General features: G+C 57.8%; 11 protein-coding genes. 8 read left to right on the top strand and 3 right to left on the bottom strand.

From position 1 onward, the window contains the following. Nucleotides 1-379 precede the first annotated feature (379 nt). The 5 genes from AC1DCP_RS13050 to AC1DCP_RS13030 all read left to right on the top strand — a co-directional run bounded on the left by AC1DCP_RS13050 (nucleotide 380) and on the right by AC1DCP_RS13030 (nucleotide 8,128). A complete protein-coding gene (locus AC1DCP_RS13050; protein WP_003516858.1) occupies nucleotides 380-1,330 on the top strand; it encodes a phosphoribosylaminoimidazolesuccinocarboxamide synthase in 951 nt (316 codons plus the stop codon). Nucleotides 1,331-1,332: 2 nt separating this feature from the next. Further along, nucleotides 1,333-1,992: a TetR/AcrR family transcriptional regulator gene (locus AC1DCP_RS13045; RefSeq protein WP_019566104.1), complete on the top strand. Its 660-nt coding sequence runs from the start codon at nucleotides 1,333-1,335 to the stop codon at nucleotides 1,990-1,992. 198 nt (nucleotides 1,993-2,190) lie between these two features. Continuing rightward, nucleotides 2,191-3,393: an efflux RND transporter periplasmic adaptor subunit gene (locus AC1DCP_RS13040; protein WP_003516855.1), complete on the top strand. Its 1,203-nt coding sequence runs from the start codon at nucleotides 2,191-2,193 to the stop codon at nucleotides 3,391-3,393. Nucleotides 3,394-3,446: 53 nt separating this feature from the next. Then, the gene (locus AC1DCP_RS13035; protein WP_003516853.1) at nucleotides 3,447-6,536 is read left to right on the top strand and encodes an efflux RND transporter permease subunit; all 3,090 of its coding nucleotides are present in this window, start codon (nucleotides 3,447-3,449) and stop codon (nucleotides 6,534-6,536) included. 149 nt (nucleotides 6,537-6,685) lie between these two features. Continuing rightward, complete coding sequence (locus AC1DCP_RS13030) at nucleotides 6,686-8,128, top strand: efflux transporter outer membrane subunit (RefSeq protein ID WP_003516851.1); 1,443 nt, start codon at nucleotides 6,686-6,688, stop codon at nucleotides 8,126-8,128. A 111-nt stretch (nucleotides 8,129-8,239) separates the two neighbouring features. On the opposite strand, the gene efp is transcribed toward AC1DCP_RS13030, so the two are convergent. Continuing rightward, the gene (gene efp / locus AC1DCP_RS13025; RefSeq protein WP_003516849.1) at nucleotides 8,240-8,809 is read right to left on the bottom strand and encodes an elongation factor P; all 570 of its coding nucleotides are present in this window, start codon (nucleotides 8,807-8,809) and stop codon (nucleotides 8,240-8,242) included. 250 nt (nucleotides 8,810-9,059) lie between these two features. Between efp and epmA the strand changes: the two genes are divergently transcribed. The 3 genes from epmA to AC1DCP_RS13010 all read left to right on the top strand — a co-directional run bounded on the left by epmA (nucleotide 9,060) and on the right by AC1DCP_RS13010 (nucleotide 11,753). Next, the gene (gene epmA, locus AC1DCP_RS13020; protein WP_025594477.1) at nucleotides 9,060-10,124 is read left to right on the top strand and encodes an EF-P lysine aminoacylase EpmA; all 1,065 of its coding nucleotides are present in this window, start codon (nucleotides 9,060-9,062) and stop codon (nucleotides 10,122-10,124) included. Next, a complete protein-coding gene (locus AC1DCP_RS13015; RefSeq protein ID WP_038492232.1) occupies nucleotides 10,121-11,185 on the top strand; it encodes a lysine-2,3-aminomutase-like protein in 1,065 nt (354 codons plus the stop codon). Before epmA ends, AC1DCP_RS13015 begins: the two co-directional genes overlap by 4 nt. Nucleotides 11,186-11,564: 379 nt before the next feature. After that, complete coding sequence (locus AC1DCP_RS13010) at nucleotides 11,565-11,753, top strand: hypothetical protein (RefSeq protein WP_003516843.1); 189 nt, start codon at nucleotides 11,565-11,567, stop codon at nucleotides 11,751-11,753. 309 nt (nucleotides 11,754-12,062) lie between these two features. Here the strand turns inward: AC1DCP_RS13010 and AC1DCP_RS13005 are convergent, their stop codons facing one another. Continuing rightward, complete coding sequence (locus AC1DCP_RS13005; RefSeq protein ID WP_003516842.1) at nucleotides 12,063-12,299, bottom strand: Lrp/AsnC ligand binding domain-containing protein; 237 nt, start codon at nucleotides 12,297-12,299, stop codon at nucleotides 12,063-12,065. 116 nt (nucleotides 12,300-12,415) lie between these two features. Continuing rightward, the gene (locus AC1DCP_RS13000; RefSeq protein ID WP_013636833.1) at nucleotides 12,416-13,327 is read right to left on the bottom strand and encodes a LysR family transcriptional regulator; all 912 of its coding nucleotides are present in this window, start codon (nucleotides 13,325-13,327) and stop codon (nucleotides 12,416-12,418) included. Between the last annotated feature and the right edge of the window lie 65 nt (nucleotides 13,328-13,392).

Here is a 13,392-nt window from a genome sequence, read left to right as displayed (position 1 = left end):
ACAGACCGCTCATTGCAGTCACAAAATCAAACCCCAAAAGCAAAAGCCCTTGGAAAACAACAAGCAGTCAGCTCATCAACATGATTTCTTTAGAACGAAAGACTTCGTCGCCAGCAGCGCCGCCGCCCTCGTTCGGTGAGCGGACTTATAAGAGATCACCCTCAAACAAGTCAACACACCTATCGTCAAAAAACTGACATTTTTGCTAACCGTATGAAAATAAAAGATAGTTTCAAGGTGGAGCGCCAGGGAGGGCAAGAGGAGCCTCCTGTATGTGCCGACTGGTTCTGTTTCGGGAAACATGCAATAGGAACGGATAAGAGTTTCAGCCAGACTGGGGCGTCCAACGCCCCTTATAGCCTTAAGAATTGGAGAGCCCGTGCGCATTCTCGATGAAGCCGTCATTCCCGAGCTGCCGAATTACTACCGTGGCAAGGTGCGTGAAAATTACGATCTGCCCGACGGCAACCGCATTATCATATCAACCGATCGCCTCAGCGCATTCGACCGCATCCTCACCTGTGTTCCTTATAAGGGGCAGGTATTGACCCAGACGGCACGCTACTGGTTCGAGCAGACGAAGGATATCTGCCCCAACCACGTGGTCAGCTATCCCGATCCTAATGTCGTCATCGGCAAGAGGCTTGAAATATTGCCGGTCGAAGTGGTGGTTCGCGGTTATCTGGCCGGCACCACCGGCACATCGATCCTGACCCTTTATAAGAAAGGCCAGAGACAGATGTACGGCATGAGCCTGCCGGACGGGATGAAGGACAACCAGATCTTGCCCGAGCCGGTGATCACGCCGACGAGCAAGGCCTTCGATGGTGGTCACGACGAGCCGTTGACGCCGGCCGAGATAGTGGAGAAGAAACTTCTGACGCAGGAGCAATGGGACACGCTTTCCCGTTACGCGCTCGCACTGTTCAAACGCGGACAGGAGATTGCCGCAAAGCAGGGCCTCATCCTCGTCGATACGAAATACGAATTCGGCACCGATGAAAACGGCACGATCATTCTGGCCGACGAAATCCACACGCCTGACAGCAGCCGCTACTGGATGGCTGAAACCTATGAAGAGAGCTTCCGCAACGGCGCACGGCCGGCAAGCTTCGACAAGGATTTCGTGAGAGCCTGGGTTGCCGAACGCTGCGATCCCTATAAGGACGACGTTCCGGAAATTCCGCAGGAACTCGTATTGCAGACGTCAAGGGTATATATTGATGCATACGAACGCATCACCGGACAAAGCTTCGTTCCCGACGATAGCGGTGAGACGCCGCTGGCAAGAGTACGCCGGAACCTGGAGCAATTTTTCCCCGGAGTCTGACCTTGAGCAAAACGATCGAACAGGCGAGAAAGGGTGACAGGAGGAACGACGTTCCTGTCAAGCGCCGGCCTCGCCGTTCCGCCGAAGAGACGCGGCGGGACATTCTTGCCAAAGCCGAAGAACTTTTTCGCGAGCGCGGGTTCAATGCAGTGGCGATTGCCGATATCGCCGCAGCACTCGGCATGTCGCCCGCGAACGTCTTCAAGAACTTCAATTCGAAGAATGCGCTCGTCGATGCCATCGGGTTTGAGCAGATCGGTGCATTCGAGCGGGAAATCCACCCGCTCGATAAAAGTCATGCACCAGTTTCAAGGCTGCGCCATCTCGCCCGCACCCTGATGGAACAACACCATCAGAACCTCAACGACAATCCCTATATATTCGAAATGATCCTGATGACGGCCAAGCAGGACATGAAGTGCGGTGACTATTACAAATCCGTCATAGCAAACCTGGTGGCCGACATTATTCGCGATGGCGTAGATAAGGGAATTTACGCCCCCGCCGACATCCCACCTCTGGCGGAAACCGTTCTCCACGCACTCGCGAGCGTCATCCATCCCGTCCTCATCGCACGGGAAGATATCGGCAATTTAGCAACACGTTGCGATCAACTGGTTGATTTAATCGAGGCAGGATTGCGCAATCCGCTTGCTAAGTGACGATTCTCAACTTACGTCACCTTCTCGCAATTGCTTGCGAAGCGTGAAAGCCTGCGCTTCTATGCGAATGGCGGTCCGAGCAGATTGAACGAAGAAGGTCCCCATAGGGCCTTTACCCATCGTCCCTGCACCCGGACCAGCATCCGCCGAGCGACACTGCGCTTATAGTTGAATGCGACCGATACGCAGGGAAGAACAATGAGCCGACGTATTTTACCCCTATTTGCTTCTCTGTGCATGACCGCAGTTCTCGCGGGATGCAGCGATGGCGGCGAAAGCAGCCAGACCGCCGGCCAGGGCGCCGCGCGTCCCCCGTCTCCGGTCAGCATCATTGTGATGAAGACGAGCGAATATCCCCTGACCACCGTTCTTCCCGGCCGCGCAAGCGCGTTCCAGACGGCGGAAATCCGCCCGCGCGTCACTGGCATCATCCGCGACATTCCCTTCAAGGAAGGCAGCGAGGTCAAGCAGGGTGACATTCTCTACCAGATTGAAGACAACACCTATCTGGCAGAAGTGGCACAGGCCAAGGCAAGCGTGGCGAAAGCCGAAGCAAGCGTTCCGAGCGCCCAGGCGAACCTTGCCCGCTACGAGCGGCTGGTCAACAGCGGCGCAACGCAGATCGAATATGAAAACGCCAAGGTGACGCTGCTTCAGGCCGAAGCCGACGTGGCCCAGACCAAGGCTGCGCTGGAAACGGCTGAGATCAATCTCGATCTCACCAAGGTCCGCGCGCCTTTCGATGGCATCACCAGCGCTACCGCTTTCAGCATCGGCAACGTGGTGACGGCAAACCAGACGACGGCTTTGACGACGCTGCGCCGCATCGATCCTATCTACATCGATCTGATGGAATCCAGCATCAATCTTCTGCGTCTGAAAAAGGCGATCTCGTCGGGCCAGCTCGGCGGCGATACCAAGGAAACCGGCATTCACCTGACGCTGGAAGACGGCACCGAATACAAGCATGACGGCAAGATCGACATGTCGGACATGGCGGTGAGCGAAACCACGGGCACCTTCTCCATCCGTGCTCTCTTCGATAACCCGGACGATCTTCTGCTTCCCGGCACCTATGTTCGCGCAACGCTGACTATCGGTAAGGAAACGGGTTTCCGCATCCCGCAGCGCGCAGCAAGCCGGAACGCCAATGGCGAACTGACCGCAAAATTTGTCACCGCGGAAAACAAGGTGGAAACGCGCACCTTCCCGTCCAGCCAGCAGTCGGGCAATGCCTGGCTGGTGACGGAAAACGTCAAGGATGGCGACAAGCTCATCGTTGACGGTTTCCAGTGGATTGCCGACGGCGCGACGGTCGCGCCCGTGGAAGTGACCATCGACGATCGCGGTATCGTCGTTCTGCCGCAGCAAGCTCCGCCTGCCGCCGCCCCCTCGAAATAAACATGAGCACGAAACCCTCGGTCGAAGCTCGTAAAAGGTAAGGCAGGACTGCCATGGCCCATTTCTTTATCAGGCGCCCCGTTTTTGCATGGGTTATCGCCATCGTCATCATGCTGGGCGGCGCTCTGGCAATTGTGACGCTCTCCATCTCGCAATATCCCGATATTGCCCCGACGACGGTCCGCGTCAGCGCAACCTATAATGGCGCTAGTGCGGAGACGGTCGAAAAATCGGTGACGACCATCATTGAGGACGGCATGACCGGCCTCGACGACCTCACCTATATGACCTCGTCTTCCTCGACCGGCAGCGCCGAAGTGACACTGACCTTCGGTAACAGCATCCTGCCTGACATTGCGCAGGTTCAGGTGCAGAACAAGCTGCAGCTCGTGCAGTCGCAATTGCCCGACACCGTGCAGCAGCGCGGTATTCAGGTCAGCCGCTCCACATCGAGCATTCTGATGGTGGGTGCGCTGATCTCGACGGACGGCAAGCGCAATTCGGCCGATCTCGGCGACGTGTTCTCTTCGCGCGTTGAAGACCAGATCAAGCGCCTTGAAGGGGTGGGCAGCATCAACGTCTTCGGTTCCGAATATGCGATGCGCATCTGGCTCGATCCGTTCAAGCTCAACAAATACCAGCTGACCACGGCTGACGTCACCGGCGCCATCGAAAGCCAGAACACCCAGGTTTCGGTCGGCTCCCTCGGTGCCGTTCCCGCCGTCCAGGGCCAGCAGCTCAATGTGACGGTGACGGCGCAGAGCCAGCTCACCACCGTCGCCGATTTCGAATCGGTCATCTTGAAGGTTGAGAAGGACGGCGCAACCGTTCGCCTGAGCGACGTGGCCCGCATCGAAATCGGCCAGGAAACCTATGGCGGTGATTCCCGCTCGAACGGCCGTCCTTCCGCCGGTTTCGCGGTCAACCTCGCCACGGGCGCCAACGCGCTCGATACTGCAGCACGTGTCAAGTCCGCACTTACCGCCGTTGAGGGCTCGCTGCCTGCAGGCGTCTCGATCGAATATCCCTACGACACGACACCCTTCGTGAAGCTGTCGATCGAGAAAGTGGTGCATACGCTGATCGAGGCGATCATTCTCGTCTTCGTCGTGCTGCTGGTCTTCCTGCAAAACCTGCGCGCCACCTTCATTCCGATGATCGCCGTGCCCGTCGTGCTCCTCGGCACGTTCGGCATCCTCGCAGTCACCGGATATTCTATCAACACGCTGACCATGTTCGCCATGGTTCTGGCGATCGGCCTTCTCGTGGATGACGCCATCGTCGTTGTTGAAAACGTCGAGCGCATCATGTCGGAAGAGGGCCTGTCGCCGGTCGAGGCGACGGAAAAATCGATGGGCGAGATAACCGGCGCCATCATCGGCATCGCGCTCGTCCTGACCGCCGTGTTTATTCCCATGGCCTTCTTTGGCGGATCGACTGGTATCATCTATCGCCAGTTCTCGATCACGATCGTTTCGGCCATGCTGCTTTCGGCGGTTGTCGCCATCGTTCTGACGCCGGCGCTGTGCGCCACAATGCTGAAGCCCATCGACCATACCAAAAAGCAGCGTGGACCGGGTGCCTGGTTCAACCGCGGCTTCGGCAAGACGACGGACGGCTATGTTTCGTCGATCGGTTATCTGCTGAAGCGACCCCTGCGCGTGACGATTCTTTTCCTGATCGTCGTCGGCGGCTGCGCCTGGTTCTTCACCAAACTGCCAAGCTCCTTCCTCCCACAGGAAGATCAGGGCGTGCTGCTGACGATCATCCAGACACCGACCGGTTCCAACATCGAACGCACCAACGAGGTGGTAAAACAGGTAGAGAGCTACTTCCGTGAAAAAGAAGCAGCCAATGTCGAATCGGTTTTCGGCGTGCTTGGATTCAGCTTCAGCGGTTCGGGTCAGAACAACGCGATCGTCTTCACCAAGCTCAAGGACTTTTCCGAGCGAACCGCACCCGATCAACACGCCGCCGCCATTGTGCAGCGGGCAATGGGTACGTTCTTCGGCTTCCGCGATGCACAGGTATTCCCGCTTTTGCCGCCGGCAATTCAGGGCATGGGCACGTCGAGCGGTTTCTCCATGTATCTCGTGGATAGCGGCCGCAACGGCACCGACGCTCTGACCGCAACCTCCAAGGACCTGATTGCGCTTGCAACAAGCAATCCAAAGATCAGCTCTCTGCGAAGCGACAGCCAGGACAACGAAACGCAGATGAAGATCATTCTCGATCAGGAAAAGATGGGGGCCATGGGCGTCGATCTTTCCTCCGTGAACCTGATGCTGTCGACGATCTTTGCCGGCCGGGATGTCAACGACTTCACCCTGAACGGTGAGCTCAAGCCGGTCTATGTTCAGGGTGATGCACCCTATCGCATGCAGCCGGATGACCTGAAGTTCTGGTATGCCCGCAACACCAGCGGCGAAATGGTACCTTTCTCCTCCTTCAGCGAGGTGAAGTGGATCAACGCGCCGCCGTCACTGGCACGCTACAACGGTACGGGCGCGATCTCGCTCGAAGGCACCGCCGGCGCGGGCGTTGCTTCCGGCGAAGCCATGGACGAGATGGAACGTCTGACGGCAAGCATGCCAGGCGGTTACACCGTGGCATGGCAGGGCATCTCCTATCAGGAACGCCTTTCCGGCTCGCAGGCGCCAATGCTGTACGCGCTGTCGGTTCTCATCGTGTTCCTTTGCCTGGCTGCCCTTTATGAAAGCTGGTCGATCCCGTTCTCGGTCATTCTGGCTGTCCCGGTGGGTGTCCTTGGCGCTTTGACTGCGGCCCATTTCTTCGGCCAGACGAACGACGTCTACTTCAAGGTGGGCCTGCTGACGACCATCGGCCTTGCCGCGAAAAACGCGATCCTGATCGTTGAATTCGCCAAGGAGAGGCAGGAGCACGGGTTAAGTCTGGTGGAGGCGGCACTGGAGGCGGCGAAGCTGCGCCTGCGCCCGATCATCATGACGTCGCTCGCCTTCATCCTCGGCGTCGTGCCTCTCGCGATCGCAACCGGAGCGGGTTCCGCTGCGCAAAATGCAATCGGTATCGGGGTGCTGGGTGGTATGCTTTCTGCAACACTGCTCGGAATTTTCTTCGTTCCGTCCTTTTTCGTCATCATTCGTCGCCTTTCAAGGCGTTAACAAAACAAAAATGGGCTGTGCCAACCGTTAATACGCTGCTAGAAATATGGCCGATTTGGCAAACGCACGTTTCTAGGGCATATCGACCGCGCAGCCCATTTGTCAGCAAGCCGCGCTTGGTAAGCCAACCAGAGAATTGGGAAAATTATATGCTGTCTATTCGCGCTACTATTCCCCTGACAATGCTACTGCTTTCGGGCTGCGTTGTCGGACCCGACCACAAGACGCCGGAAATTCAATTGCCGGGAAAGTTCGCGGAAGCCGGAAAAACCAGTAATGGCGACATCAGCAGCGTTGCATGGTGGACAGCCTTTAACGACAACCGCCTGAACGGTTACGTCTCCACTGGCCTTGCGCAGAACCTCACCGTGATGCAGGCAATCGAGCGCATCAATCAGGCGCAGGCCCAGGTGATCGTGGACGGCGCCGGCGGCCTGCCGAGCCTGACTGGCAGTGGCAGCCACACGACCAGCGAGACCAAGGGCAGCTACCGTGACGTTCCCGTCACCAACGTGTCCAACGGCAGCCTTAGCGTTTCCTGGTTCCTCGACCTTTTCGGTCGCTATCGCCGGGCAACGGAAAGCGCCGATGCTTCGCTTGACGCCGCGTACTCCACCGTCGACGTTCAGCGCCTGACGCTGATTTCCTCAGTCGCCGCGGCCTATATCGACGTGCGCTATTATCAGGAGCGCCTGGCGATTGCCCGCCAGAACCTGAGTTCACGCCGCGAAACGCTCGATCTGACGAAGCTGCAGCTCGAAGCGGGTGCGGCCTCGCGTCTCGATGTCGTCCAGTCCGAAGGTCTGGTCAATTCAACGCTGTCGCAGATACCCGGCCTCGAAACCAGCTTCCGCAAGTCAGCCCACCGCATCGCGACCCTGCTCGGCATGCCGGCCTCGTCGCTCATCGCCGAGCTGCAGAAGGGCGCACGCCAGCCTGTTGCGCGCGCAGTTCCCCGCACCGGCATCCCGGCCGACCTGATCCGCAACCGTCCGGACATCCGCGTCGCTGAACGCAATCTCGCCGCTGCGGTCGCCACGATCGGTGTAACCGAGGCACAGCTTTATCCAAGCATCGAGCTTGGTGGCGCGATCACCCCGAGCTACAATTTCCTGAGTGGCGGCGGCAGGGGAACGGCCAATAGCTGGTCCTTCGGTCCGAGCCTCACTCTCCCGATCCTCGATGGTGGCAGACTGCGCGCCAATGTCGACATCGCGAACTCGCAAGCACGCGAGCAATATCTCGTCTGGAAGGCAACCGTTCTCAACGCGGTTGAAGAAGTCGAAAACGCCCTGGCCGCCATCAATCGCGACCAGCGTACCGTCGACGCGCTGAGAAAGACTGTCTCATCCTACCAGGAAGCGCTGCAGCTCTCGACAGCCAGCTATCGTGATGGTGCGTCGTCTCTGCTCGACGTTCTGGATGCCCAGCGGTCGGTCTCCGATGCGCAGGCAAACCTTGCAACGGCGATCCAGACGACCGCGCAGGATTATGTCTCGCTCAACGTGGCTCTCGGCGGCGGTTATGCCGTTGGCCAGCCTGTCCCGAAGAAGTCCGCCGGCCCAACCGTGGCCGCTGCAAAGGGCATGTAAGAAACGCCTCAAGGCAAATGAAAAGCCCGCGTCGAGACGCGGGCTTTTTTGTATTCCAGACATAAAAAAGCACCGGTCGCCCGGTGCTTTTTGTTTAACCTGCCGTCAGGCTCAGTTCTTGGCGCGCTCGACGTAGGAATTGTCTTCCGTCGCGATGACCACGCGGATACCGGCGTCGATGTGCGGCGGCACCATGGTGCGGATGCCGTTGGAAAGAATTGCCGGCTTGTAGGAAGAAGAAGCCGTCTGGCCCTTCACAACCGGTTCCGTTTCGACGATTTCCAGCGTGACGTGGCGCGGCAGTTCGACAGCCAGCGGATTGCCTTCGTGAATGGAAAGAACGCAGGTCATGCCTTCCTGCAGATAGGCCTTCTGGTCGCCCATTGTCTCGACATCGACAACGACCTGATCGTAATTTGCCGGGTTCATGAAGTGAAAGCCTTCGCCGTCTTCATAAAGGAACTGGAAGTTCAGGTCTTCGACGAAAGCGCGCTCGACCTGTTCGGTCGTGCGCCAGCGCTCGGAAACCTTCACGCCGTCAACGATGCGGCGCATGTCAACCTGCGTGACCGGCGTGCCCTTCCCCGGGTGAAAGTTCTGCGCGGTGAGAACAACGTAGAGCTTGCCGTCCACGTCGAGAACATTGCCCTTGCGGACGGATGAGGCGATAACCTTGACCATATGACTTCCTTGTAACTCGATGAAATGCGTCGTAAAGGACTGCGCGATAGCACCGGCCCGGCAGACGTTTTGTCTTTTTTCTGGGGCGCAACTACCTTAAATCCGCGCGAATTGCCAGCCTTCTACAGCAATTCGCGGAAGAGTGCCTAGCGGTTTTCCGCCCGGAATTGCTTTAAATGATGCGATCAGGCGTTTTGCGGGCCGTTTATCCGTAACGAGGCCAGCAGGTAAGACGGAAAAGAAAAAAGAGATGGGCTCAAGCAACGAAACAATGTCGCCCTGGTGGACGCCCGACGTCCATGCTGACCGCCGCGCCTTTCTGCTTGGACGCAACGCGATCCAGTCGGAATTTCGCAGCTATTTCGCGCGCGCGGACTTTCTAGAGGTCGACACCGCCACATTGCAGATTTCTCCTGGCAACGAGGCACATCTGCATGCCTTCGCCACCCAGGGACTGACGCCGGCCGGCGACGCCGCCCCGCTTTATCTCCACACCTCGCCCGAATTCGCCTGCAAGAAATTGCTCGCGGCCGGTGAAGAACGCATTTTCTGTTTCGCCCATGTTTATCGAAACCGGGAAAGAGGCCCCCTGCACCACCCAGAATTCACGATGCTGGAATGGTATAGGGTCGGAGAAACCTACGAGATCCTGATGAAGGACAGCGCCAATCTTCTGGCGCTGGCGGCAGAAACCGCCAAAACAAACAATTTCACCTATCGTGGCCGCAGCGTCGATCCGTTCCTCGAACCGGAACGTCTGAGCGTCGCGGAAGCCTTCGATCGCTATGCGGGAATTGATCTTCTGGCGACGATTGACCGAAACGGCGAGACGGATAGCCAGCACCTTGCCGCAAGCCTCACCAATGCCGGAATTCGTGTGGCTAAGGACGACACCTGGGCGGATATGTTCAGCCGCGTTATCGTGGAGCGGGTGGAACCCGAACTGGGCTTCGGCCGCGCCACCATTCTCGATGAATACCCCACAAGCGAGGCTGCGCTTGCCCGCAAATCGCCCGGGGATGCGCGGGTGGCGGAACGGTTCGAGCTTTATGCGTGTGGCGTGGAACTTGCCAATGCCTTTGGCGAATTGACAGACGCTGCTGAGCAGAGACGGCGTTTCGAAATGGAGATGGTTGAGAAGCAGCGGGTTTACGGCGAGACCTATCCTTTGGACGAGGATTTTCTGGCGGCGCTGGCGATCATGCCGCCGGCAAGCGGCATAGCACTCGGTTTCGACCGACTGGTGATGCTGGCAACCGGCGCGCCCCGAATCGATCTGGTCATGTGGGCACCCGTCGCGGAATACGGACGATGACAAGGCTTGAAACCATCAAGACACCCGAAGCACTTGTTGAGGCGGGGTTGATCAAGACCGAGGCGCTCGAGGACGTGCGCGCGGTGACGCAGCGTTACGCGTTAGCCATCACATCGACAATGGCCGATCTGATGGACAGCCGCGATCCGCAGGACCCCATCGCGCGGCAATTCGTGCCGGACCTAGCCGAACTCGTCCACCTTCCCGAAGAACGGGACGATCCGATCGGCGACGGTGCACATAGTCCCGTCCATGGCATCGTCCACCGTTATCCGGACCGGGTGCTTTTGAAGGCGGTGCATGTCTGCCCCGTCTATTGCCGTTTCTGTTTCCGCCGCGAAATGGTCGGGCCGCAGGGCAACGGCATGATGAGCCCGGAAGAGCTGGACGCCGCATTCGACTATATAAAAGCCAACCCGGCCATCTGGGAGGTCATCCTCACCGGCGGCGATCCGCTGGTACTCTCGGCGCGGCGATTATCCGACCTGATGACGCGGCTGAAAGACGTACCGCACGTCAAGATCGTTCGCTTCCACACCCGTGTACCGGTCGTCGATCCCGAACGAATCGACGGGCCGCTGATCGAGGCATTGAAGGCCAGCGGCAAAACCACCTATGTGGCCCTGCACGCCAACCACGCACGCGAACTTGGGCAAGCAGCCAGAAGTGCTTGCGCGCGGCTGATCGATGCCGGCATCGCCATGGTCAGCCAGACCGTACTTTTGAAGGGCATCAACGATGATTCGGCAATTCTCGCCGAACTGATGCGCGCCTTTGTCGAGAACCGTATCAAGCCCTATTACCTGCACCACCCCGACCTTGCGCCCGGCACCAGCCATTTCCGGCTGACGATAGAAGAAGGTCAGCGAATCGTTTCCGCGTTGCGCGGGCATGTCTCCGGTCTTTGCCAGCCGACCTACGTTCTCGACATTCCGGGCGGTCACGGCAAGGCCACGATCGGCCCGAATGCGGCCGAAAAAACCCGCGATGGCTGCTACTCCGTCTCGGACTTCAACGGAAACGATCATATTTACCCGCCGCCTGCATCCGGCGACGATTAAAAAAAAGCATAAAAAGCCCGCCGTGTCGGGCTTTTCAAAGCGGCGTCGAACGAAAACAAAAATTTCACATTTCCGCCCCCCTCCTGTCATCATAAAGAAAAATATTCTACCTATAACAATCAGCATTGATTTTAATGGTGGTCTGGATTATCAGTGTGGAACTGGAGAGCGAGTCTCCTGATTCCGGATCAACACCAATACAGGGAGTGTGTCATGTCAAAATATATTCGCATCAACGCAATCCTTGGTCTTGAGTCCTGGAATGCTGGATTTAAATCCACGTGTTCCCGCTGCTGTCGAATGTGACCTGACGGTCTCAATTTTCTGAAAATCAGTTCGACAACATGCTGTGTTAATGAGCCACAGCGGGAGTATACCTATGCAAAAGCAAGTTATTGAATTCGCTGGCGAACCCGTCGGCATCGTCATACCGGACAACGACCGGCTGAAGTTCATCGCGGTGAAGTTCCACGTCCATGACCTGGACGAACAGAAGTTCGACAGCGCCGACGATGTGCGGATTGCAATTCGCAATCTCGTGCGCAGCCGGAACCTGGCCGCGGCCTGATGCGGGAAACCCATCACCCGCTCACGGACCTTTCAAAACCAAAGCGCGCCCAATATCGGATCCAGAATACCGGGTCGATGGCGCGCTTTTCTATTGCCTGACAATTCGTCCACTGGTCTGTCATAAACCACGACGGGGTGTATCAATACGCCCTGCACTAAGGTGAAATAGCTTTTTCAAATCCGGATTGGAGTGCAAAAGCCACGCGCTCCTTGAGCTCCCACCGCTCCTCGTTTCTGTGCTTGTCGCAGGAATCCAGCCAGCCCAGATCCTGGGGCTGAAAAGACTCTCTCGCCGCCCAGACGCGCGTCAGAACGCGGTAAAGGTCAGCGTCGTCAACGAGCGGACGATGCCTGGAATATTGACGATGTTCTGGTTGATGAACTTGCCGATATCCTCTTCCTGCGGAAGATAGATCTTCAGCATCAGATCATATTCGCCGCTGGTGGAATAAAGCTCGGAAACCAGCTCCGTTTTATAGATGGCATCGGCGACATCATAGGTCTTGCCGGGCTCGCATTGAAGCTGGACAAAAATGGGCTTCACGGACATCTCCCGTATTGGAACTTGTGGTGCGTGGCTCTTCGCCATGCGTCATGGCGCACTATTGGCTTAGCCACGCCGGTCTTGCAAGACCGCCTGCCGGTTTAGGCAGAAAAGTCTCATCCGCTGCTACCAGCCCCGATCGCGGCCTGAGAAACGATCCAGCTTCGAAAACTTTCAAGCGGAGCGTAACCGGCGCGATCCGGCATGCAGGCGAGATAATAGGCCTCTTCGCTCTCCACCTCGCCGGTAACCGCCGCGACAAGCCGGCCACTTCGCAACTCTTCCTCGATCATGAAGGACGGAATGAGCGATGCCCCCACCCCGGCGCTCGCCGCCTCGGCAATCGTCGTGAACTGATCGAAAAGCATGCCATGCACATTGTCGAAAACCACATCATGGCTGCGAAACCATTGTTCCCAGGCATCCGGCCGGGTCGTCATGTGCAGCAGCGGCACATGCAGCAGATCGCCCGGCTGTGAAAGCCCGTAGCGCTCCCTGAAAGCGGGACTGCACACCGGAATGACTGTTTCATGCATCAGAAAAACGAGTTCGGTACCCGGCCAATGCGGCAAACCAAAATGAATCGCCGCATCGACTGTATCGGTACGGAAATCGAACAGCGACGAACGCGTAAGAAGATTGACCGAAACGCCCGGATGTCGGGCAATGAAATCGGGAAGACGCGGCACCAGCCAGCGCGTACCAAAGCTTGGCAGAACACCGAGATTGAGCGTGCCGCCATCTGGATTGGCGCGCAGATTGAGCGACGCGGTCGATATTCGCCGCAGGGCCTCCCGGATTTCCCGCGCATAACCCTCCCCCGCCCGGGTGAGCCGGATTGTCTGCCGCTCGCGCAGAAACAGCGCCACGCCAAGTTGCTCCTCAAGCGCGAGGATCTGCCGGCTGACCGCGCCTTGAGTAAGCCCGAGTTCTCTCGCAGCCGCGGTCACGCTGCCGGTGCGCGAGGCGGCTTCAAAGGCCGCAAGAAGTGAAAGCGACGGTAAGAAGCGCCGAGGCGGCAGAACCATATTCCCTCACGGAATGAACTCTTGACGATATGTCGATATTCAACAGGTGAGGCCGCTTGTAAAGT

The organism is Agrobacterium sp. 10T429 (genome assembly GCF_056393925.1).
This window is presented reverse-complemented; position numbering and strand designations above follow the sequence as displayed.

Coding starts and splice junctions, on each gene's coding strand:
- AC1DCP_RS13000 (WP_013636833.1), bottom strand. CDS start 13,327: ATGGTTCTGCCGCCTCGGCGCTTCTTACCGTCGCTTTCACTTCTTGCG.
- AC1DCP_RS13010 (WP_003516843.1), top strand. CDS start 11,565: ATGCAAAAGCAAGTTATTGAATTCGCTGGCGAACCCGTCGGCATCGTC.
- AC1DCP_RS13035 (WP_003516853.1), top strand. CDS start 3,447: ATGGCCCATTTCTTTATCAGGCGCCCCGTTTTTGCATGGGTTATCGCC.
- epmA (WP_025594477.1), top strand. CDS start 9,060: ATGGGCTCAAGCAACGAAACAATGTCGCCCTGGTGGACGCCCGACGTC.
- efp (WP_003516849.1), bottom strand. CDS start 8,809: ATGGTCAAGGTTATCGCCTCATCCGTCCGCAAGGGCAATGTTCTCGAC.
- AC1DCP_RS13015 (WP_038492232.1), top strand. CDS start 10,121: ATGACAAGGCTTGAAACCATCAAGACACCCGAAGCACTTGTTGAGGCG.
- AC1DCP_RS13040 (WP_003516855.1), top strand. CDS start 2,191: ATGAGCCGACGTATTTTACCCCTATTTGCTTCTCTGTGCATGACCGCA.
- AC1DCP_RS13030 (WP_003516851.1), top strand. CDS start 6,686: ATGCTGTCTATTCGCGCTACTATTCCCCTGACAATGCTACTGCTTTCG.